This is a genomic window from Acinetobacter sp. YH01003 (genome assembly GCF_013420525.1).
In the GTDB taxonomy this organism is placed as follows: Bacteria; Pseudomonadota; Gammaproteobacteria; order Pseudomonadales; family Moraxellaceae; genus Acinetobacter; species Acinetobacter towneri.
This window is the reverse complement of record NZ_VOXY01000005.1, coordinates 41,206-62,417: the sequence shown is the minus strand read 5'-3', so window position 1 is coordinate 62,417 and position 21,212 is coordinate 41,206. Positions and strand designations below refer to the sequence as shown.

Sequence of the window (21,212 nt, the reverse complement as noted above, 5' to 3'; positions counted from 1 at the left end):
AGGTCAAGACATCTGATAATTAACTCAAGTATGATTTAGCACAAACGGGTAACGCTATTGAAATGTGGGCATTTGGCATCATATTGATGTTAAAAGATATCGTGTAATCCATCAAAAAATGAATTTATGAGAGATAATAATCATGACTGATCAATACCAAACATTTGCAAAATCTCCTATTGGTAAATTTGTCATTAAAAATTTGGGTTTACCATCCCCAACTTTTTTAGATCGTTTTGAGTCTGCAACACCAGTGGTAAAAGGTGCAGTACTTTTAGGTGCAGCCCCTGCAAGTGATTTGTCTGCATCAATTGCACAAGTTTTAGCTAATGTACATGCCAACAGTTATGCAGGTAACAATGCAGAATTGCAACAAGCTGCGGCAAAAGTGGGCTTAAATTTAGGTGCATTCAATCCAGGCGATAAAGAATCTAAATTTAAAGTGGTGGTGTTTGATGCTTCAGGTATTGAAAACTCTGAACAATTAAAAGCGCTTTATGAGTTCTTTAACCCAATCGCACGTCAAATTCAGGCTTCTGGTCGCGTGGTGGTGATTGGTACTACACCAGAAACTGCAGGCAGTGTGAAAAAAGCCATTGCACAACGCGCTTTGGAAGGTTTTGTAAAATCGGTAGGCAAAGAATTTAAAAAAGGCATTGCGGCTAACTTAATTTATGTCGATCAAGGTGCTGCAGCAAACTTAGAATCTACGTTACGTTTTGCAATTTCACCACGTTCTGCTTATGTGTCAGGTCAGGTGATTCGTGTGTCGAGTGCTGCAACTGTAGATGTAGATTGGGCAAAACCATTGGCAGGTAAAACTGCAGTGGTGACAGGTGCAAGCCGTGGTATTGGTGAAGCGATTGCGCATGTGTTGGCACGTGATGGTGCACACGTTATTTGCCTAGACGTTCCACAACAACAAGCAGATTTAGACCGTGTTGCTGCTGAAATTGGTGGTTCAACGCTAGCAATTGACATTACTGCTGCAGATGCAGGCGAGCAAATTAAAACAGCTGCCGCTGCACAAGGTGGTTTGGATATTATTGTGCATAATGCGGGGATTACCCGTGACAAAACTTTGGCAAATATGAAACCAGAGCTTTGGGATTTAGTCATTAACATCAACTTGTCTGCAATTGAGCGTGTGAACGATTACTTATTGGCAAATGATGGTTTAAATGCCAATGGTCGTATTGTTTGCGTATCTTCAATTTCAGGTATTGCAGGCAACTTGGGTCAAACCAACTATGCAGCATCTAAAGCTGGCGTGATTGGTGTCGTGAAATTCACCGCACCTGTTTTAAACAACGGCATCACCATTAATGCGGTTGCACCGGGCTTTATTGAAACGCAAATGACTGCTGCAATTCCTTTTGCCATTCGTGAAGCAGGTCGTCGTATGAACTCTATGAGTCAGGGTGGTTTACCTGTAGACGTTGCAGAAACCATTGCTTACTTTGCTTCATCGGCATCGACAGGTATTAATGGTAACGTGGTACGTGTTTGTGGTCAAAGCTTGTTAGGGGCTTAACCCATTAAAGTCCTCTCCCTTAGGGAGAGGATTTAGGAGAGGGAGATAAGGGGATAGATTATTAACCCTTCTCTCTAGCTTTCTCCCAGCGGGAGAAAGAACTCCATTAAATAAATTAGAAAAACTTCTCAAAGGTTCAGTATGAATACTCGCCATTTTAGTCAACTTCCAAAACCCTATTTAGCCTATCCAAAAGTGATTCAGGGCTTAATTTTTAAAAAGCCAAAAGGTGAAAAAGTTCTGCCGCAAGTTGAATATGTGGTGGATTCATTCAAGGTCGATCAAAAGCACTTAAAAGCCTATAATGCAGTGACAGGTTTTAAAAATAACGGCTATATTCCTGCAATTTATTTGGCTGTATTGTCACAAAGTCTGCAAATGCACATGATGACCCAAGAAGCATTTCCATTTGCAATTTTGGGCTTGGTGCATATTCGCAACCAAGTCAAACAAAGCCGTAAAGTTGGATTGAATGAACAACTGACCTTGTCGTGTAAATTTGGTGAATTGCAACCACATGATAAAGGCGTACAGTTTGATTTTATTACCACCGTTAAAGTAGGCAATGAGGTGGTGATGGAAGGTTTGACCACGTATTTAGCACGTCAAAAAACCACCACTAAAGCTGCTGCAAAGCCTGCAGAAAGCAAAGCGCTAAACTATGCCGTTCAAGCTGAATGGGATATTTCTGAAAATACAGGTCGCCGTTATGCTTTAACGTCTGGTGATTTTAACTTAATTCATATCCACGCGATTACTGCAAAAGCATTTGGCTTTAAACAAGCGATTGCGCACGGCATGTGGAGCAAAGCCAAAGCCTTATCTAGTTTAACTTTGCCAGATGCTTATGAAGTCGATGTGTGGTTTAAGTTACCTATGTATTTGCCATCTAAAGTTGAGTTTTTAACTGCAACGGACGCTAAAAATACAGATTTTTTAATTCGTAACAGTAAAAACCAAAAACCGCATGTGACAGGTGTTGTCACCGCGCTTTAATTCAGTGATCGAAAGCCCAGATTATTTAAATTTGGGCTTTTTATTTGCGCTAAACTTTTATTAACAAGAAAAACGAGATAAACAGGACGATGCAACATTTAAAGGATTATATTTTTGCTGAAACTGAAAATTATCGTGGATGGGTTGCGCCTGAATTTCATGATTTAGCGATGCAATTTAGCCGTTTGCAAAATGCACGTAGCCAACAGGGCGGGGCTGCTTTAGCGGTGTACTTTCAAGGTCAGAAAGTCGTCGATATTTACACAGGCAAAAAGTCGCCAGATGAAGACTGGCAAGCCGATACGTTATCGGTATGTTATTCCACAGGCAAAGGTGTATTAGCGACACTGGCACATATTTTGGTCAGTCAAGGACTGGTCGATTACGATACTCCCATTTATATATACTGGCCTGAATTCGCCCAAAATGGCAAAGCAACGATGACTTTAAAGCACATACTAAGCCATCAAAGTGGTTTATATGACATACGTAATATCATAGCCGATGCGACTGAAATGGCAGATTGGTCGCACATGCTGAATGTGCTGGCTCAAGCCAAGCCTCGTTTTGATGTGGCAAGTGAGGCGGCATATCAACCTTTAACTTTTGGTTGGCTGGTCGGTGGGATTTTAGAAAAAGCTACAGGTCGAACATTGGCTGAACTGATGCAGCAATACTTGGTTGAACCTTTGGCTTTGGATGGGGCTTATTTTGGTGTGCCTGCGTCTGAGCTTTCCCGTGTGGCGCGACCATTTAAAACTGCTGTGACATCAGCGCAAACAGATACATCACCCACAAATAAACAGACAGCTAAAGTTCAAAGCCAAACTAAATCGAGCAAACGTCCTGTATCAATATTCGATAAAGTCATTGCATGGAGTGGGCAAAATCCGCAAGACTTTCAGGATGGCATGATTCCCAAAGGCATGAAAAATTTTAGTTTTTTTAGTGATACAGGCTTACAAGCCGTGATTCCTGCTGCCAATGGTGTATTTACTGCACAAAGTTTGGCACGTATTTATGCCATGTTGGCGCAGGGTGGATCATGGCAAGGTCAGCAATTGATTCAGCCTGAAGTTTTTCAGAAATTGAGCCAAGTGCAATATGTGCAGCGTGATCGGGTTATGCCTATCCCGATGCATTGGCGATTGGGCTATCACCGCGTATTAAGTTTGGGTAAGCGCTCTCACGGTTTTGGACACATGGGTTTTAATGGTTCAGGCGCGTGGTGTGATCCTGACCGTCAACTCAGTTTTGCCTATACCCATAATTTTGCTGCAGGTTCTTTAATTGGTGATTATCGACTTTGGGGACTGAGTCAGGAAGCCATTCGCTGTGCAGATCGGCAATTGCAAGGGCGTAAAGGCTGGTTTTAGGCGTGATTGTACGTTCACTCTTTGCCAAAAAAACAGTATGCTTAGACCTGTAAAAAGGAGCATTCATGTATCAGGTACTTGCGCGTAAATATCGTCCTCGTAATTTTAATGAATTGGTGGGACAAAACCATGTATCACGGGCATTGACCAGTGCTTTGGAACGTGGGCGTTTGCACCATGCTTATCTTTTTACGGGAACACGTGGTGTAGGTAAAACTACCATTGCGCGTATTTTGGCCAAATGCCTGAACTGTGAAACAGGCGTGACATCTACCCCATGTGAAGTGTGTCCGACCTGTACTGCGGTCAATGAAGGTCGTTTTATTGATTTAATCGAAATTGATGCGGCGTCACGTACTAAGGTTGAAGACACACGTGAGTTGCTTGATAACGTACCTTATGCACCGACTCAGGGGCGTTTTAAGGTTTATCTGATTGACGAAGTGCACATGCTGTCTACGCATTCGTTCAATGCTTTGCTAAAAACTTTGGAAGAACCGCCTGAGCATGTGAAGTTTCTGTTTGCGACCACAGACCCACAAAAACTCCCTATTACTGTGATTTCGCGCTGTTTGCAATTTACTTTGCGTCCATTGCAGGTCGATGAAATTACCAGTCATTTAACGGATATTTTAGCCAAAGAACAGATTGTTGCAGAGCAAGATGCAATTTGGCAGATTGCTGAATCTGCGCAAGGTTCTTTGCGTGATGCGATGTCTTTGACAGACCAAGCCATTGCTTATGGTCAGGGTGAAATTCATCATCAAGATGTCAAAGACATGCTGGGCTTGATTGATCGCACCATTATCTATGATTTGATTTTAGCGATTCATCAAAACCAACAGCAGCGTGTGAGTCAGTTGTTATTACAATTTAGACAGCAAGCTTTAGATGTGTCTTTGGTGTTGGATCAGTTAATTTCGACACTGCATGAATTGGCAATCATGCAATATCTGCCAGATTTAAACCTAAAATACAGTGCTGAAATTAATCAAAAAATTCAGCAGCTTGCGGGTCTGATCTCTGCACAAGATTTACAGTTGTATTATCAAATTGCTTGTAAAGGACGCGCCGATTTACAAATTGCCGTAACCCAAGAACAAGGCTTTGAAATGTGTGTACTGCGTTTACTGGCATTTCGACCTTTGCAAGCCAATGAAGTGTTGGTTGCTGCGCCACAAAATACTGCACAAACAGCGGCTTCCCAGCCAGTTGCTCAAATGGAGCAAACTCCACAAGCTGTGGCAACTCAAAATACAGCACAAGCGGAACAGCATGTAACTGAATTAGATGCGGTTGCAACACCTGATCTTGATGGATTTGACTATGAGGATGACGATTATTCAGATCACACCACGACACAAACCAGTGTTGCAGAACCTTCTTCAGATGATTTTTTAGATGAGGATGAGCCTGAAGCTTTAACACATCAAGATCAACAGTCGATTCAAGCGCAACAATCGACTCCGCAAGCGCTACACTCAACAGCTGCGATTTCACCAGAATCTATGTCAGAACCTGCAGTGAATGAAGAAACTGCAATACAGGCTGAGGATAAGCAATCTGAATCTATCGTGTTTGATCCAAATGCAGATGCACAATTGTTTGGTTTAGATGAAGATGCCTCATCGGTAAGCACTACATCTGATGTGCAAAGTCATGATGATTTTTTACTGGAAAGTTTTGATGCCGTTGCACCGTTAGGTGATCTTGCTGCATCAGCCGAAACATCGCTAGTTTCATCTACACTACAATCGAATAATGCTTCACCGTCAATTACACAAAATGTAAGTAATGCAGAAACCGCTTTATTTGATTTAGCAGCGACTGAAGTCGAACCGAATGTTGCCAGTGCGACAGCACAACCGCAGCAAACCATAGCATCTAATGCCGATGATCAATTAATGCCGCAGGATATTCTGCGTTTACAGCCGCAAGTTTTAGAAGGTGAGTGGACTTTAGACAAGTGGGAATATTGGTTTAGACACAGCGAGTTGTCACCTGCCGTGCAAGAATTGGCGCAGCATGGCGTAATGACGGGGCAGATTAATGCTGAATCGGTTTTTCATATTCCTGAGCAATATCAGCAGTTATTGACTCAACTGCAACATGCTTTAGAAAGTGCTTTAAAAGAACAGTGGAGTAAAACTCTGTTTAAAGTGCAATATGAAAATGTGGATGACACGACACCGTACATTTTGCAGCAACAGCGCAAACAACGCGCTTATCAACGGGCTGAAAATTTATTGCATCAAGAACCGATTGTGAAAGATATTTTGCAAAACTTTGATGGCGAATTACATAACATTCAGTTGAAATAACCTGTTGTTAGCTTTTGTTTGCAGAATTTTAAGGCTGGGTCAAACCAGCCTTATTTTTTGCTAAGCGCAAGCTGAATCTGTGCTTTTATATGGCTGTAATGCTTCGCGGATGGAGTCAGGAATCGGGCAGTTTTGGCGTGTAATTCGATCTACAAATACATGCACCACTTGTCCTTGTGCAGCGGCAAGATTTTGATTGTTTTTAAAAATTGCCAAATCATAAATTAAGGATGAGTTTCCAATTTTTTGAATAGCAACACCTACTTCAATCATTTCAGGATAGGACAATTCCTGCAAAAAATGACAGGTGGAATTGACCACTAAACCAATACAGGGTGATCGTTTGGGTTCAAAGCCTGCTTTTTGCATCAGTAGGGCATTGGCTGCGCTGTCAAAATAGCTGTAATAAGTGACATTATTGACATGTCCATACATATCGTTGTCTGCCCAGCGAGTTTGGATGGGAAAGAAAAAAGCGTATTGCTCACGGGTTTTGGTGTCAGGTTTCACAAGTTTACCTATATTTTTATCAATGTGGTGTCATGCTTTAATGGGTGGAAATCATCCCAAATAAATCTATAAAGTTAAATACAGAACGTTAAGCGTAAATGTTAGGCATAAATGGCTTGGTAAATTTGTAAAGCATCCTGCATTTGCATTGCTCTCGGGTTGTTTTGTAATAAACGACTTTGCTGCATCGCATCTTCTGCCAATTGTGGCAGTATGTTTTCTGCAATGCCTAATGCATTGAGTTTTAACAACAAACCACTTTGATCTAAATGATTTTGTAAATGATCAATAAATAAATCACATAATCCATCTGTGCAGCCTTTGCTACGAGGGTCTAACCAACACATTAGTTCTGCATAGTATTGTTTTGCAGCAGGCGCATTAAACTTTAAAACTTCAGTCAGTACCAATGCATTGCTATGACCATGTGAAATATGGAAATGCCCGCCTAAAGGATATGCAAGTGCATGCACCGCAGCCACAGGAGCATTGGCAAAGGCTTGTCCTGCCAGCATTGAACCAAACAGCATATTTTGCCGTGCTTGCATATTGCTGCCATCTTCAAGCACTAATTTTAAGTTTTGATCAAGTAAACGCAGCGCATGTTTTGCCAGAAAATCTGAATACGCATTTTTTTTGATTTTAGAAGTATAGGCTTCAATGGCATGTACCATCGCATCTATACCTGTGGCTGCGGTAATCTGTGCAGGTAGATGACGGGTAAAATTGGCATCTAAAATGGCAACATCGGCATATAAAATAGGAGAAACAATGCCTGTTTTACTGGTTGCACCTGTGGTGACAATGGAAATAGGTGTGACTTCTGAACCTGTACCTGCCGTTGTGGGAACTAAAATGAGTGGTAAACGTGGTGCTTTCGCATTGCCAACACCGTACAAGTCCGACAGTTGTTGAGTTTGTTCGGAATGACTCAGCACGGCAATAATTTTGGCGACATCCATCGCACTACCCCCACCAAAACCTAATACAACATCAATATTTTGCTGTTTGGCAAAATCAACTGCTTCTAACACAATCTGTTCTGCGGGGTCGGCTTGCACATTCGAGTAAATGGCATAGTCCAGTTGCAGTTGCTTTAAAATTTCTAAAATAGGTTGATGTAATTGTTGTTGTAAAATGCCAGCATCGGTGACCAATAACAAACGCTTATAACTCTTTTCGGTTAAAACCGTTTTTAGTTCAGAAATTGAGCCTAATCCAGAAATAATGTTGCCAACCGTTTGAAATTGAAAATGCTGCATCGTCTTTATTCCTAATTTTTATACCTAATTCAACATTATTGTAGGGTCACAATATAGGATTCATATCATAAATAACTTAACATAAGACTCTTAAAAATAAAGTAGCTTTGAGGTTGTTTATGTCATCCAAAACGCCATATAAGGTGTTATGTGTTTGTTTGGGAAATATTTGCCGCTCTCCAACGGCAGAAATTGTACTTCGACATTTTTGTGATGAACAACAACTCAATGTGTTGGTAGATTCTGCTGGAACCAGTAATTATCATCCAGGCAAAGCCCCAGATTTACGCAGCCAAAAACATGCGTTCAAACGTGGTTATGACTTATCTACATTGCGCGCGCGTCAGTTACGTATACAAGACTTTGTCGAGTTTGATTTGATTTTGGCGATGGATTTTGAAAACTTAAGCAATATTCAATCTTTAATGCGCCGTGCTGAAGCTGAACTGGGCAGTTTGCGCGCTGAAATAGCCTTAATGAGCGAACACGATCCGCATTATACGCAGCAAGAATTACCCGATCCATATTATGGCGAAGCCGATGGTTTTGAGCGGGTGCTCGATCAATGCGAGTCGAGTAGTCGCGCATGGGTGAAAGTTTTACAACAACAATTTGAATTGAAGGTTTAAGTCATGCACATTCAACACAACATGCAACTCAAACCGTTCAATACGTTAAATTTAGATGCAACTGCATCGCATTATGTCAAAGTTGAAAATATCCAAGATGTGCAGGATGCTTTGGCATTTGCTCAGACAGAACAGTTAAATGTGCTGATTTTGTCGGGTGGTAGCAATATGTTATTGCCTGAACATATTCATGCCTTGGTCATGCACATGGATATTCAGGGCATCGAAAAATGCGCTGAAGATGATGCAAGTATTACCCTAAAAGTTGGTGCAGGACAAGTCTGGCATGATTTTGTGTTATGGAGCACGGAACAAAAATTATATGGTCTGCAAAATCTGGCTTTAATTCCAGGTTTGGTCGGCGCTTCACCTGTGCAAAATATTGGTGCTTATGGCGTTGAAGTCGGTGAGTTTATTGAATCTGTGCAGGTCTATGATCGTGAATGCCAACAATTCAGCTCAATTGTTGCTGCAGATTGTCAGTTTGCCTATCGACACAGTATTTTTAAAGATCATCCCAACCGTTACATCATTACCCATGTGACTTTTAAACTGTTAAAACAGGCTGCGTTAAAATTAAATTATGGCGACTTAAAAGCTGCTGTAGGCGATGAGCAAACTGCTGAAAATCTGCAGCAACAAGTCATTCAAATTCGCCAAAGTAAGCTGCCTAATCCTGCAGAATATCCAAATGTAGGTAGTTTCTTTAAAAATCCTGTGATTTCGACTCAGCAATTTGACCAAATTGCAGCACAATTTCCAAATTTACCCCATTACCCACAGCCGAATGCGCAAGTTAAAATTGCAGCAGGCTGGTTGATTGATCAAGCTGGCTGGAAGGGAAAACAACTGGGTGTGGTGGGTATGTTTCATAAACAAGCGTTGGTTTTAGTCAATTATGCCGATGCCACTTTGGCAGATGTGCAACACACCTATCGTGCTGTGCAGCAAGATGTTTTGAGTCGTTTTGGTATTTCACTAGAACCTGAACCTGTGTTATTTGATGAAACAGGTTTGATTCGTGCACATCAACCGGTAGGTTAAGTGAAGATGAAACAGAATCATTGGATGCTCAGATTGGTACAAATTGCTGCCGTGCTATTTGTATTGTTTGCAGCGTTCATGATTTTTATCTATTCACCTTTTTATTCTACTTTGGTGGTCAAAACGCTGAACACTTTGGTACCTGTAGAAGTGAATCAAGTGGCAGCAAAAAGTCAGCAAATGGCGGCTTTTAGTGATCAAGACAGCTTGGAACCCGGTTCAGATTTATGGATTGCCCGACAAGCTTATTTGAAGCTGATGGAGCAAGAGATTCAATCTGAAAATTCGAAAAATTTAACTTTAATTCAGGCTCGTTATAAAGCCTTACAAGCGCTTATTTTAGAAGAACAAACGCAAAAAAAATTAGCATCTGAGCAAGAGTTGCCGCAAGTCCCATTGTTGGTGTCTAATGCAGCTTCTGAAGCAGTTGTAGAAGACCCATCCGAAAATGTAAAAGCCTTGCTCAATTTGGATAGTCATGAAAATCAGGTACTCATGGAACAATACTTGGAGTTTTTAAGCACTCATAAAATTGCCGAAACCGAAAGTGAGCCTGTAGATGAAGAAATCTTTAAAGATATTGCTTTAATTCAGCAACAAAATATTCCAAAAATACCTGCAAACTCTAAACCTTATGCGATTGTGGTTTTAGGTGGTGGCTTAACTTTAGATGATAATGGCAAAGATATTGTGGTCAATGACTACACACGTTTACGTTTAGAAACGACCCTAGCGGTGGTAAAACAATATCAATTGCCGATTGTACTGAGTGGTGTAGAAGCACCTTATATGCAGCGTTGGTTAAAAAAATATGATGTCGAAGCAAAATTATTAGAAGATCGCAGCATGAATACTTGTGAAAATTCACGTTTTAGTTCTTTATTATTACAAAAAAAAGGGGGGGCGCCGACAGTGATTTTGATTACAGACCGTTATCACATGCCACGCACCCGCCGTTTATTTGCTTTAAATGGAATTGAAACGATTCCTGTCGAAGCTCCAATGCCGACTCAACTGACCGCATGGCGTCCAAGTGAACAAAACTATGATCACAGCCGCCGTGCCAATTATGAAATGCTTGCCGCCATTCGGGATGTCTTGATTGGTTCTAGCGCATGTCGCGAGGTGCCATAATGCCTGATATTCCATTTTTAAACCCAAGCGTGTTGAAGCAATTAGATTTGCCAGTGCCGAGTAGGGAAACCACACCACAAATTCTACAACCTTTAAATTTGAATCGTGGTTTTGAACCGAGTGTTGAGTTACAAGCCTATCGACAGCTATATGGTTTTCATTTGTTGGACTGTGAACATTGGCAAGGCTATGTGCAAATGCCGTTGTTTAAATTGCATGTGCAAATTTTTCAACCCGATTTAAGCAAAACCAAATTTGATCAGGTGCAGGGCACGGTATTTCTACTGCATGGCTATTTGGAACATAGCGGGATTTATCAACCTATCGTCAAAGAATTATTAGAGCAGGGCTTTAGTGTTTTGACTTATGATTTGCCCGGACATGGATTGAGTGATGGTTATCCTGCCAACATCAAAAATTTTGATCATTATCAGCAAGTATTACATGCGGTTTATCAATATGTAAAAAATGCCGATCAATTGCCAAAACCGTGGTTGGGCATTGGGCAAAGTACAGGTGGTGCAATTTGGATGCATCACTTGTTGGAATTTGCTCAGCGCCGTGAAAATCCATTTGTAGAGCGTGTGTTGTTGTTATCGCCTTTGATTCGTCCTGCAAAATCGGCATGGTGGCATAACTCTGTTGGTTTGGGCATTATCCGTCGGATTAAGCGTGAAGTGCCGCGACATTTCCGACGCAATAATCATAATCCTGAATTTTTACGCTTTGTGCGTTTAAAAGACCCGCTGCAACCTAGAATGATGGGCATGGATTGGATTTTAGCCATGTCTAAATGGATGTTGGAGATGGAAGAACGTCCAGCTTGCCGTATTCCTGTTTGGTTGGCACAAGGGGCGCAAGATCAAACCGTAGATTGGCGCTACAACATTGAGTTTATTCGGCGTAAATTCCGCCTGCAAACCTTACTCATGTTAGAAGAAGGCTCGCATCAATTAATCAATGAACGTGCGGATATTCGTGCGGCTTTAACAGGGCTGATTCCTGCATTTTTACATGCACATAGCTCTAAGACTTATTATTAATTTATCAACCATCTTTTAAATACGGCTCTACATTTGCTTTGATGCTGTTCTCGGCATCAAAGCATATTTATGCTGCGCTGCTCATTAAAATGTGAAGCGATTTCTAAAATAAAATAGTACTTCACATTTATTTTTTATTTCATGCTCGAGTTTCATGTTTCAGTGCTATGCTCATGTTTATAAAATAAGCTAAATTTGAAAAACTCCTTAATTCTAGGGATAGTGTTTACATCAAAACGATTGATATATTTACAAACATAATCAAGGGGATGAATGATGGCAGAAATGGAAGCGATATTACCCGTACCGGTTTTAATTGTTGAAGATGAGCCTATTATTCAGTCACGTCTTAGAAAAATTTTGCATGATATTGGCTATCAAGATGACATGCTATTTTTCGTGAGTCATCTTAAAGCTGCAATGACGTGTATAGAAGATCATCCGATTGCTTTAGCTTTAGTCGATTTAGGCTTGCCCGATGGCAATGGTAAAGAACTAATCGAACAATTACATTTTAGAGATCCAAGCGCATTAATTTTGGTGATTTCTGCATGGAGCACCCAAGACAGCTTATTTTCTGCAATTCAAGCAGGTGCAACAGGCTATGTGCTTAAAGAACGTGATGATGCTGAAATTATTATCGCAATACGCAGCATTTTAAGAGGTGGTGCACCGATAGACCCATTTATCGCCCGTGAAATTTTATCGCAAATTTCACATCAAAAAGTACCCGTGCTGACCGAAGATTTATCAGATCGCGCCGATGCTCAAGCATTCAACTCACATTATGAACAGCTCACCAATCGTGAATTAGAAATTTTAAATCTGGTGGCGCAGGGCTTAAGTAACCGTGAAATTGCTGAGCAATTATTTGTGTCGCGTTATACCGTTGAAAGTCATATTAAACATATCTATCGGAAGTTGTCGGTCACTAAACGCACTAAGGCTGTCAGTACCGCTAGAACTTTAGGTCTTTTATGATTCAAAGGCTTTGGCAGTGTGGTTTGGGCGTGTTGTTATTGTTCTGTGCGTGGCAAAGCTATGCGCAGCAAGTGGTGTACCCAATTAATCAGTACTGCAATGTGCATGTACTTTCAATCAGCTCTGCCAAAACAGCATCACATAATAAAAAACCTGAAACGGGTTGGGAAAATGTTCAACTGCCCGACGTTTGGGATGATCGCTGGAAAAATTATAATGGTGGGGCGTGGTACAAAATAGAGTGGGAGTGGTTTTGTGAGCGTGATCATCGTTTAAATCAACCCATCGTTTTTGCACTGAATTTTTTAAATAGTGCAGGGGCAGTTTATCTGAATCAAGATTTACTTTGGGCAAGTCAACATTTAGAAGAGCCTTTGTCAAAAAACTGGAATATGCCACGTTACTGGATTTTACCTATTTCAGGCTTAAAACAAGGTAAAAATCAAATATTGGTCTATGTAAATGGATATGCATTTCAAAATGCGGGTATAGGAAAAATAAGTTTTAATAATGTGCATAACAATATTGAACAGCACCAGCAAAGTATATGGAATAAACGTACTTTATTTGAAATTAATGCGATTTTATCTGCCACTTTAGGCATTTTATGTTTGGTTATTTGGCTGTTTTTACGCCGTGATCAGAGTTTTGGTTGGTTCGCGTTGAGTTGCATGTTCTGGTTATTATTTATTTCTCATTTTTTAACCACAGAAACCTTTCCATACCCAAGTGTATTGGTGGCATCTCAAGCCAATTTAAGCTTTTTTATCCTCTATGTTTTAGCTTTTAGTCTGTATTTAATTAGGTTTGTCAATCAACGCTTGCCAATATTGGAAGAAAGTATTTTTATTCTGAGTTTAGCGGTAATTGTTTGTGTGTTTTTAACACCCTTAGATTATGTCAAACTGGTATTTGGGATTGTCTTTTTAAGTTATGCCAGCTTACTAGTCGTGGTTTATTTTTATTTGGCGTATTTAGCGTATAAATCCCCAAAAACAGAAGTATATCTGCTGCTATTTTGTTTAACCTTGATTGGCTTTTTTGCAGGTGTAGATGTATTTCGTTTAAGTAATGCGGCAACGGCAAGTTTATATCAGCCATTATCACCGTATACCTCGCCAGTAATTACTTTATTTATTGCGATTATTTTAGGCATGCGCCTAAAAAGAAATATTCAAAAAATTGAGAAATTTAATCACGATTTAGAGCTTAAAGTTTTTGAAGTCAGTGATGATTTAAAACGCAGTATGTCAGAAAAGCATTATTTAGAATTGGAAAATGTGCGTTTGCAAGAGCGGATTCATCTATCGCATGATTTGCATGATGGTTTGGGTGCATCTTTGGTACGTTCCATGATTATGGTCGACCAAAGCGAACAGAACATGAGTAATCAGCAGTTCTTATCTATGCTGAAATTACTGCGTGATGATTTACGTCAAATTATTGATAGTGGTTCTTCCATTGGTTCTAAAGTGCCTGAAAATCCTAAAATTTGGGTTGCGCCAGTACGTCATCGTTTTAGTCAATTGATGGATGAAATGGATATTCATTCCAAGTGGGATTTTCCAAATGAATGGGTGATTGAGCCGAATTCGTTACAGTGCTTAACTTTGATGCGGGTATTAGAAGAAAGTTTAACCAATGTGATTAAACACAGCCAAGCCAAGCATGTATCCGTCAGTATGCAATTTGTACCGCCTAAGCAATTGGTACTTAAAATTCAGGATGATGGTGTAGGTTTTGAAGCCAATAGCGTGCTTGAACATGGCATGAGTATTGGGATGCGCAGTATGAAAATGCGTTTAGAACGGGTTGGAGGGCAATTAAAATTAAATTCGACACCTGGCTATACGTTAATTCAGGCAGTTTTAACTTTAGATCCCGCTTATCTAAATTCCCCAAGATGAATTGATCATCTTGAGGGGGCTGAAACGAATATTTTAAGCGTCTTCAGCAGGTAACAACATTAAAATGGATTCATTGAGCAGTTGTACCAAATCTTCCAAAATATTTGCGTCGTAAAGGTTTTCATCGAGCAGCACGCGTTCACCATTGGCAATTTTTTGCAGCGTAGGGATAGATGCTTCTGCGACACAAATCGCTTCACCATTCGCCCAAAATAAAACTTCATCTAGCTGATTTGCATAAAGTAGGCGAGAGGCGGGTTCCAACATGATTTGATAACCCTGATCTAGCGCATCTTCTAAATCGCCTACACCTATTTCATCTACTTCAGGAATATTTTCAGGATATTTCGGTTCAGACATTAAGCTTAAAATCGCATCATCCAACACCGATGAGTTTTGTAAACGCGCCCACAATTCTGCTTTCAGATAATCCAATTCTGTCGCAGTCATTTCGCCAATTTGGGTACTTTTTTTACGAACAAGGTCTTGTAGTGGCGTGCGTAACATTTCATCGGCAGAGAATTTATCGCTCACTCGATCCATCATTTCACTAATATTCGGCATGCGGAAACCGAACGAGAACGTCAGACAATCATCTTCCGCCACGCCATAATGTGCCAAACCCGGTGGCACATAGAGTAAATCGCCAGGTGCAAGAACTTCATCAAAATTGACCTGCATTTCAGGCAATAATTTTAACGGTTGTCCTGCGACAAATTCAGTTTCAGCATCACACATTTGCCCAAGTTGCCAACGACGATATCCATAGCCTTGTAGCAAAAACACATCGTAGAAATCAAAATGCTGACCTACAGAGCCGCCTTTAGGGGCATAAGACACCATTATGTCATCACGTCGCCATTGCGGAATAAAAGGAAATTTTTTCCAAAGTTCAGCGAGATCAAAAGAGTAATGATCAACGGCTTGTACCAATAGCGTCCACAACTTTGGCATTTTTTGAAAATCAGCCTTAATGAGCGGTGATGATTTCACAGTCCATTGATTTGGATCGCGATCTTTTTGTTTGATTAAACGGGCAGTCACATCTTCTTCAAGTGCCAGTTCCATTACATCACTAGGTTCAAGTAGGTTGGCAATTTCTGGGAGTGCATTGCGTACCAAAAGTGGTTTTTTTTGCCAATATTCACTTAGGAATTGTTCTGCGGTAATTCCGCCCAAAACATCTAAAGGTTGCGACATAAAATAGCCTAAGCAAGTTTTATCTATAATCTCAATATTGTCTGATTTGTCGCTGTAAAGGGCAAGGTGATTTATAGTCTTTATAAATATTCACGGCTGTTAAATTACACAGTTTTAAACTTAAGGAACCTGAATATTCAGCATTCTTAACATGCGGCATAACTGAATCATCGGCAGACCCATCAAAGTAGTTTGGTCATTGCCTTGCATGGCTTCAAACAGACTAATACCTAAACCTTCGCACATAAAACTACCTGCACAATGTAGCGGTTGTTCCTTTGCAACATATCGTGCAATTTCATTGTCGGTTAAGTTGCGGAATTTAACGGTGTAGTGTTCTACAACTGTTTGTTCAAAGCCTGTAGATTGCTGCTGCACACTCAGCGCAGTGCTGAAATAAACCGTTTGACCTGAATTGGCTTGTAATTGTTGTATGGCTTTTTCTGAAGTGAGCGGTTTACCTATAAAAATATCTGGCTGCTGTTCACGCCATGCCACTTGATCTGAACCAATTACAATCGCATTAGGATATTGCTGCGCAATATAGTGTGCCTTTTCAAAAGCCAAGCGTTGCGCTAAATCATCTGCGTGCAATTCACCCTGCGCAGATTCATCAATATCAGGAGAAATTGACTTATAAGCCAAATGCAGACGATTCATCAATTGCTGACGGGTTTGGCTGCTAGACGCTAAAATAATTTCAGGATGTTGCATCAGATCATCACACCGCATAATCCATCAAAATATCTAAAGGCACATAAGACAATACGGACTGATGACAGGCTTGAATTTTAATTGGTGGCGCTTGACCTGCCTGATAGGCTTCAACCCAACGAGTGACGCAAATACACCAAAAATCACCCGGCTGTAAGCCGTTAAAACCAACTTCTGGCACTGGCGTAATTAAATCATTGCCAATTTTTTGCGAGAAATTTAAAAAATCAGAGGTCATTTGCGCACAAACGGTGTGCTGACCTAAATCGGTTGGGGCGGTATGACAAAAACCGTTACGGAAATATCCAGTAATAGGATCAAAGCAACAACTGGCGAGAGGTTCGCCCAAAACATTTAAACGATTGATATTTGGATCGGGATGAATAGACATAAGTGCGAGAAAGATGGTAGCTTTTCTCTATCATAATCAAAACTTTTGCTTTAAACAGCAATTCTACAAAAGTTGCTAACCTTTTTCTGCATAATCATTTAAAATCGTGGCGTTTTGATATCAATAAAGTGAGCTATACATGAACTTTCAGCGTATGACTGACCTCGATTTAGCAGGTAAGCGTGTCCTTATTCGTGAAGATTTAAACGTACCTGTTAAAAATGGTGTGATCACCAGCGATGCACGTTTACGTGCGGCATTGCCAACGATTCAAGCTGCTGTTGCCAAAGGTGCAGCAGTGATGGTGTATTCTCACTTAGGTCGTCCTGTTGAAGGTGAGCCAAAAGCTGAACAATCTTTAGCACCTGTAGCTGCGTATTTAACCCAAGCATTAGGTCAAGATGTTCAACTGATCACTGACTATTTAGATGGTGTAGACGTTGCTCCTGGTCAAGTCGTTTTATTGGAAAACTGCCGTTTTAACCACGGTGAAAAGAAAAACAACCCAGAACTTGCCGCTAAATATGCAGCATTGTGTGATGTATTTGTGATGGATGCATTTGGTACCGCGCACCGTGCAGAAGCCTCTACTGAAGGCGTTGCACGTTTAGCACCAGTGGCAGCAGCAGGCCCATTATTGGCTGCGGAATTAGATGCTTTGGGTCGTGCCTTAAAAACACCTGAAAAACCAATGGTGGCGATTGTTGCAGGTTCTAAAGTATCGACTAAGTTAGATGTATTGACTTCATTGTCTGATATTTGCGATCAATTAATTGTAGGCGGTGGTATTGCCAATACTTTCCTTGCTGCAGCAGGCTATAATGTGGGCAAATCATTATGTGAAAATGATTTGATTGACACTGCCAAAGCAATTGCCGCAAAAGTTTCTGTACCACTGCCAACCGATGTTGTAGTTGCAGATGCCGCTGAAATTAATTTTGAAGATTTCTTGGGTTCATTGGCAGCAGCGAAAGCAACTGTGAAAAAAGTTGAAGATGTTGCAGACAACGATATGATTTTAGACGTAGGCCCAGAAACTGCAAAAGCATTTGCTGAAATTTTAAAAACTTCAAAAACAATTCTTTGGAATGGCCCAGTGGGTGTATTTGAAGTTGATCAATTTGGTGAAGGTACGAAAGCACTTTCATTGGCGATTGCAGAATCTGCAGGTTTCTCTATTGCAGGCGGTGGTGACACTTTAGCTGCAATTGACAAGTATGAAGTTGCAGACAAAATCGGCTATATCTCTACAGGTGGAGGTGCATTCCTTGAATTTGTAGAAGGTAAAACCTTACCTGCAGTTGCGGTATTATTAGAACGCGCTTAAATCTAGAAAATTTATCAATAATTTTTAAAAAGGTTGACTTCGGTCAACTTTTTTATATTTATGTCATGCCGTAGTCATCAAAATGTCATAAATATGCAATAAACTGTAGTAAATGAATGACCTAACTGTAGGAAATGACGATGATTCAAAAACTAACACTTGCTGCTTTAATTGCTGCATCTTTAGCCTTGACTGCTTGTGCAAAAAAAGAAAGCGCACCTGCGACTGAAACTGATGCATCTTCTGCAGTTGTAGATAACGCTCAAGTTACACCAGAACAACAAGCTGCAATCGACGCAATTGACCAACCAATCTTGGATGAAGGCAACACCGATATTCCTGAAGATGTTGCAAATGCACCTGCTGACGTTGCGACTGCAGACACAGAAGTTGCTGCTTCTGAAGCGCAATAAGTGCTGAAAAACGACAAATTGTAGTAATTTGTTTAAAAGTCCCTGCTTTTGCAGGGACTTTTTTTTGAAAAAGGCGATTTGTTGCTGAATTGAAACAAATCACAGGGTAGAATAACCAACATTATTTGGGAGGATATTATGGCTCTTATTTCATTGCGCCAGCTCTTGGATCATGCCGGTGAACATGCTTACGGCGTTCCAGCGTTTAACGTCAACAACTTAGAACAAATGCGCGCAATTATGTTAGCCGCAGATGCAACCAATTCACCTGTAATTGTTCAAGCTTCGGCAGGTGCGCGTAAATATGCAGGTGCGCCATTCTTGCGTCACCTGATTTTGGCTGCAATTGAAGAGTGGCCACATATTCCAGTGGTTATGCACCAAGACCATGGTACAAGTCCTGATGTATGTCAGCGTTCGATCCAACTAGGCTTTTCATCAGTAATGATGGATGGTTCTTTGGGTGAAGATGGTAAAACACCAACGTCGTATGAATACAACGTCGAAGTGACGCGTCGTACTGTGCAAATGGCGCATGCGTGTGGTGTATCGGTTGAAGGTGAGATTGGCTGTTTAGGTAGTCTTGAAACAGGTATGGCAGGTGAAGAAGATGGCGTGGGCGCAGAAGGCGTACTTGACCACTCTCAATTGTTAACATCTGTTGAAGAAGCACGTAGCTTCGTTGCAGATACTAATGTGGATGCTTTAGCGATTGCTGTTGGTACTTCGCACGGTGCATACAAGTTTACTCGTCCACCTACAGGCGATATTCTTGCAATTGACCGTATTAAAGAAATTCATGCTGCGTTGCCAAATACACACCTTGTAATGCACGGCTCTAGCTCTGTACCACAAGAATGGTTGGCGGTGATTAACCAATACGGCGGTGATATCAAAGAAACTTATGGTGTACCTGTTGAGCAATTGGTTGAAGCAATTAAGCATGGTGTGCGTAAAATCAACATCGATACAGATTTACGTTTAGCTTCTACTGGTGCAATGCGCCGTATGATGGCAGAACAACCAAGCGAATTTGACCCACGTAAATTCTTCGCAAAAACTGTAGATGCAATGAAACAAATTTGTATAGACCGTTATGAAGCATTTGGTACTGCAGGTAATGCAGACAAAATTCGCCCAATTTCTTTAGAGAAAATGGTTGAACGCTATAAGTAATTCTTAATTTGATTAAGAACTCGAAAGCCCACAGTCCTTGTGGGCTTTTTACTGATGAATCCACAACTTCCAATCAAGAACAAAAACAATCCTCGAGCGTGTCATGGAACTGATTGTAGCCGCAGCCTTTTGTAGTGTACTGGTCTCTATTTTATTAAAAGTCTGCAAAATGCAGGGTTTTAACCCTATGCAGATGATCACATGGAATTATGTCAGTGCCAGTGTGTTGTGTTTTTACTGGTTTAAACCCAACTTGGGCACGATCTCAATCCAACATACGCCGTGGTGGCTCATTATTAGTTTGGGTGTGTTGTTGCCGAGTGTCTTTTTAGCATTAGCAAAATCGTTAGACAGCGCAGGTATTTTAAAAACTGAAATTGCACAGCGTTTGTCAGTGGTTTTGTCTTTGGCAGCCGCTTATTTTATTTTTCAGGAAAATTTTAGCCAACTGAAAATTGTGGGAATCGCGCTTGGGATTATCGCAGTCTTATGTATTTTGTATTCGCATCGTGCTGCAGGGCAGTCTGCTAAAGCGCAACAAGGCATCTTATATTTGAGCTGTGTTTGGCTGGGTTATGCACTGATTGATGTTTTGCTTAAATACAGCACAGGTTTAGGACTGCAATTTGCAGTTGCGCTGAATTTGATGTTTGTATGTGCTTTTGTTTTGGCGATGGCTTATATCTTAATCCGCGATAAAAGCATGGGCAGTATGCAAAATATCAGTGCAGGTTTAATTTTGGGTGCACTGAATTTTGCCAATATTGCCTTGTATGTCAAAGCTCACATGCTGCTCAAAGACAGCCCTGCAGTGGTATTTGCAGGGATGAATATTTTAGTGGTGCTATTTGGCGTGATCAGTGGAGTATTGTTCTTTAAAGAAAAGCTGAAAAGCACGACCACTATTGGGCTAGGCTTGGCATTGCTTAGTGTGCTTTGCCTCGCTTATGCCATGACGGTTTAAGATAACTCAACATAAAGCGAAAAGGATGTCGCAATAAATCTGCAGTTTCTGCAAGACCATGCAGCATTGTGGTTCTATCGCAGATCGGGCAGCGCAGGGTTGGATAGCTTGGTTTGGCTTGATATAAATACAGTTTTTTACAACGTCGGCATTCTAGTTTTAGCGGCATTAAATTGAGCATCATACACCTCATTTTTATTTTTGATAGAGATTGAGTACAGATTGCAAATATAGATAAAGCAAAATTCAGACCAAAAAATAGGGACAAATTTTGTCCCTAGTGTTATCGC

At 40.7% G+C, this 21,212-nt stretch carries 20 protein-coding genes; 14 read left to right on the top strand and 6 right to left on the bottom strand.

Annotation, left to right across the window (positions count from 1 at the left end):
• Positions 1-142: 142 nt before the first annotated feature.
• The 4 genes from FTT70_RS06620 (at position 143) to dnaX (ending at position 6,227) form a co-directional block, all read left to right on the top strand.
• The gene (locus FTT70_RS06620; protein ID WP_180062308.1) at positions 143-1,534 is read left to right on the top strand and encodes a 3-oxoacyl-ACP reductase; all 1,392 of its coding nucleotides are present in this window, start codon (positions 143-145) and stop codon (positions 1,532-1,534) included.
• Between the two features lie 141 nt (positions 1,535-1,675).
• Positions 1,676-2,530, top strand: a complete 855-nt coding sequence (locus tag FTT70_RS06615; protein WP_131260931.1) for a MaoC/PaaZ C-terminal domain-containing protein — start codon at positions 1,676-1,678, stop codon at positions 2,528-2,530.
• 89 nt (positions 2,531-2,619) lie between these two features.
• A complete protein-coding gene (locus FTT70_RS06610) occupies positions 2,620-3,906 on the top strand; it encodes a serine hydrolase (RefSeq protein WP_154320700.1) in 1,287 nt (428 codons plus the stop codon).
• Positions 3,907-3,971: 65 nt separating this feature from the next.
• Positions 3,972-6,227: a DNA polymerase III subunit gamma/tau gene (gene dnaX, locus FTT70_RS06605; protein WP_179994171.1), complete on the top strand. Its 2,256-nt coding sequence runs from the start codon at positions 3,972-3,974 to the stop codon at positions 6,225-6,227.
• A gap of 60 nt (positions 6,228-6,287) precedes the next feature.
• On the opposite strand, the gene FTT70_RS06600 is transcribed toward dnaX, so the two are convergent.
• Together FTT70_RS06600 and FTT70_RS06595 are read right to left on the bottom strand one after the other, a co-directional pair.
• Positions 6,288-6,737: a thioesterase family protein gene (locus FTT70_RS06600; protein ID WP_004973275.1), complete on the bottom strand. Its 450-nt coding sequence runs from the start codon at positions 6,735-6,737 to the stop codon at positions 6,288-6,290.
• A gap of 101 nt (positions 6,738-6,838) precedes the next feature.
• The gene (locus FTT70_RS06595; protein WP_180168424.1) at positions 6,839-7,999 is read right to left on the bottom strand and encodes an iron-containing alcohol dehydrogenase; all 1,161 of its coding nucleotides are present in this window, start codon (positions 7,997-7,999) and stop codon (positions 6,839-6,841) included.
• 119 nt (positions 8,000-8,118) lie between these two features.
• Here FTT70_RS06595 and FTT70_RS06590 point away from each other — a divergent pair, with 119 nt between their 5' ends.
• The 6 genes from FTT70_RS06590 to FTT70_RS06565 all read left to right on the top strand — a co-directional run bounded on the left by FTT70_RS06590 (position 8,119) and on the right by FTT70_RS06565 (position 14,737).
• Positions 8,119-8,628, top strand: coding sequence for a low molecular weight protein-tyrosine-phosphatase (locus FTT70_RS06590; RefSeq protein ID WP_004973278.1), 510 nt, complete (start codon positions 8,119-8,121; stop codon positions 8,626-8,628).
• Positions 8,629-8,631: 3 nt separating this feature from the next.
• Positions 8,632-9,672, top strand: coding sequence for a UDP-N-acetylmuramate dehydrogenase (murB, locus tag FTT70_RS06585; protein WP_180095635.1), 1,041 nt, complete (start codon positions 8,632-8,634; stop codon positions 9,670-9,672).
• A 6-nt stretch (positions 9,673-9,678) separates the two neighbouring features.
• A complete protein-coding gene (locus tag FTT70_RS06580) occupies positions 9,679-10,806 on the top strand; it encodes a YdcF family protein (protein WP_154320702.1) in 1,128 nt (375 codons plus the stop codon).
• On the top strand, positions 10,806-11,849 hold the full coding sequence (locus FTT70_RS06575) for an alpha/beta hydrolase (RefSeq protein ID WP_096900878.1): 1,044 nt from the start codon (positions 10,806-10,808) through the stop codon (positions 11,847-11,849). The genes FTT70_RS06580 and FTT70_RS06575 overlap by 1 nt, the downstream gene beginning before the upstream one ends.
• Before the next feature lie 276 nt (positions 11,850-12,125).
• The gene (locus tag FTT70_RS06570; RefSeq protein WP_004973283.1) at positions 12,126-12,830 is read left to right on the top strand and encodes a response regulator transcription factor; all 705 of its coding nucleotides are present in this window, start codon (positions 12,126-12,128) and stop codon (positions 12,828-12,830) included.
• A complete protein-coding gene (locus tag FTT70_RS06565) occupies positions 12,827-14,737 on the top strand; it encodes an ATP-binding protein (protein WP_180168423.1) in 1,911 nt (636 codons plus the stop codon). Before FTT70_RS06570 ends, FTT70_RS06565 begins: the two co-directional genes overlap by 4 nt.
• Before the next feature lie 33 nt (positions 14,738-14,770).
• On the opposite strand, the gene FTT70_RS06560 is transcribed toward FTT70_RS06565, so the two are convergent.
• The 3 genes from FTT70_RS06560 to FTT70_RS06550 form a co-directional block, all read right to left on the bottom strand.
• A complete protein-coding gene (locus tag FTT70_RS06560) occupies positions 14,771-15,937 on the bottom strand; it encodes a cupin domain-containing protein (protein ID WP_178865734.1) in 1,167 nt (388 codons plus the stop codon).
• A 120-nt stretch (positions 15,938-16,057) separates the two neighbouring features.
• On the bottom strand, positions 16,058-16,651 hold the full coding sequence (locus FTT70_RS06555; RefSeq protein WP_136144482.1) for a nucleoside triphosphate pyrophosphatase: 594 nt from the start codon (positions 16,649-16,651) through the stop codon (positions 16,058-16,060).
• Between the two features lie 7 nt (positions 16,652-16,658).
• Positions 16,659-17,042 carry a DUF2237 family protein gene (locus FTT70_RS06550; protein WP_136144481.1) on the bottom strand — a complete coding sequence of 128 codons (384 nt, stop codon included), beginning with the start codon at positions 17,040-17,042 and terminating at the stop codon, positions 16,659-16,661.
• A gap of 139 nt (positions 17,043-17,181) precedes the next feature.
• Here FTT70_RS06550 and FTT70_RS06545 point away from each other — a divergent pair, with 139 nt between their 5' ends.
• The 4 genes from FTT70_RS06545 (at position 17,182) to FTT70_RS06530 (ending at position 20,922) form a co-directional block, all read left to right on the top strand.
• Positions 17,182-18,369 carry a phosphoglycerate kinase gene (locus tag FTT70_RS06545; RefSeq protein WP_004973295.1) on the top strand — a complete coding sequence of 396 codons (1,188 nt, stop codon included), beginning with the start codon at positions 17,182-17,184 and terminating at the stop codon, positions 18,367-18,369.
• A 140-nt stretch (positions 18,370-18,509) separates the two neighbouring features.
• Positions 18,510-18,782 carry a hypothetical protein gene (locus tag FTT70_RS06540; protein WP_131260911.1) on the top strand — a complete coding sequence of 91 codons (273 nt, stop codon included), beginning with the start codon at positions 18,510-18,512 and terminating at the stop codon, positions 18,780-18,782.
• A 138-nt stretch (positions 18,783-18,920) separates the two neighbouring features.
• On the top strand, positions 18,921-19,958 hold the full coding sequence (gene fba / locus FTT70_RS06535) for a class II fructose-bisphosphate aldolase (protein ID WP_004973298.1): 1,038 nt from the start codon (positions 18,921-18,923) through the stop codon (positions 19,956-19,958).
• Between the two features lie 103 nt (positions 19,959-20,061).
• Entirely contained in the window at positions 20,062-20,922 is an 861-nt protein-coding gene (locus tag FTT70_RS06530; RefSeq protein WP_004973300.1) for a DMT family transporter, read from the top strand.
• Here the strand turns inward: FTT70_RS06530 and FTT70_RS06525 are convergent.
• Positions 20,885-21,106, bottom strand: coding sequence for a hypothetical protein (locus FTT70_RS06525; RefSeq protein WP_081402487.1), 222 nt, complete (start codon positions 21,104-21,106; stop codon positions 20,885-20,887). The two genes, FTT70_RS06530 and FTT70_RS06525, sit on opposite strands and share 38 nt — an antisense overlap.
• Between the last annotated feature and the right edge of the window lie 106 nt (positions 21,107-21,212).

What these genes read in the sequence shown, in the direction of transcription:
- dnaX (WP_179994171.1), top strand. Translation starts at nt 3,972, where the DNA reads ATGTATCAGGTACTTGCGCGTAAATATCGTCCTCGTAATTTTAATGAA.
- FTT70_RS06565 (WP_180168423.1), top strand. Translation starts at nt 12,827, where the DNA reads ATGATTCAAAGGCTTTGGCAGTGTGGTTTGGGCGTGTTGTTATTGTTC.
- FTT70_RS06555 (WP_136144482.1), bottom strand. Translation starts at nt 16,651, where the DNA reads ATGCAACATCCTGAAATTATTTTAGCGTCTAGCAGCCAAACCCGTCAG.
- FTT70_RS06610 (WP_154320700.1), top strand. Translation starts at nt 2,620, where the DNA reads ATGCAACATTTAAAGGATTATATTTTTGCTGAAACTGAAAATTATCGT.
- FTT70_RS06545 (WP_004973295.1), top strand. Translation starts at nt 17,182, where the DNA reads ATGAACTTTCAGCGTATGACTGACCTCGATTTAGCAGGTAAGCGTGTC.
- fba (WP_004973298.1), top strand. Translation starts at nt 18,921, where the DNA reads ATGGCTCTTATTTCATTGCGCCAGCTCTTGGATCATGCCGGTGAACAT.
- FTT70_RS06590 (WP_004973278.1), top strand. Translation starts at nt 8,119, where the DNA reads ATGTCATCCAAAACGCCATATAAGGTGTTATGTGTTTGTTTGGGAAAT.
- FTT70_RS06525 (WP_081402487.1), bottom strand. Translation starts at nt 21,106, where the DNA reads ATGATGCTCAATTTAATGCCGCTAAAACTAGAATGCCGACGTTGTAAA.
- FTT70_RS06570 (WP_004973283.1), top strand. Translation starts at nt 12,126, where the DNA reads ATGGCAGAAATGGAAGCGATATTACCCGTACCGGTTTTAATTGTTGAA.
- FTT70_RS06540 (WP_131260911.1), top strand. Translation starts at nt 18,510, where the DNA reads ATGATTCAAAAACTAACACTTGCTGCTTTAATTGCTGCATCTTTAGCC.
- FTT70_RS06615 (WP_131260931.1), top strand. Translation starts at nt 1,676, where the DNA reads ATGAATACTCGCCATTTTAGTCAACTTCCAAAACCCTATTTAGCCTAT.
- FTT70_RS06575 (WP_096900878.1), top strand. Translation starts at nt 10,806, where the DNA reads ATGCCTGATATTCCATTTTTAAACCCAAGCGTGTTGAAGCAATTAGAT.
- FTT70_RS06595 (WP_180168424.1), bottom strand. Translation starts at nt 7,999, where the DNA reads ATGCAGCATTTTCAATTTCAAACGGTTGGCAACATTATTTCTGGATTA.
- FTT70_RS06560 (WP_178865734.1), bottom strand. Translation starts at nt 15,937, where the DNA reads ATGTCGCAACCTTTAGATGTTTTGGGCGGAATTACCGCAGAACAATTC.
- FTT70_RS06530 (WP_004973300.1), top strand. Translation starts at nt 20,062, where the DNA reads ATGGAACTGATTGTAGCCGCAGCCTTTTGTAGTGTACTGGTCTCTATT.
- FTT70_RS06620 (WP_180062308.1), top strand. Translation starts at nt 143, where the DNA reads ATGACTGATCAATACCAAACATTTGCAAAATCTCCTATTGGTAAATTT.
- murB (WP_180095635.1), top strand. Translation starts at nt 8,632, where the DNA reads ATGCACATTCAACACAACATGCAACTCAAACCGTTCAATACGTTAAAT.
- FTT70_RS06580 (WP_154320702.1), top strand. Translation starts at nt 9,679, where the DNA reads ATGAAACAGAATCATTGGATGCTCAGATTGGTACAAATTGCTGCCGTG.
- FTT70_RS06550 (WP_136144481.1), bottom strand. Translation starts at nt 17,042, where the DNA reads ATGTCTATTCATCCCGATCCAAATATCAATCGTTTAAATGTTTTGGGC.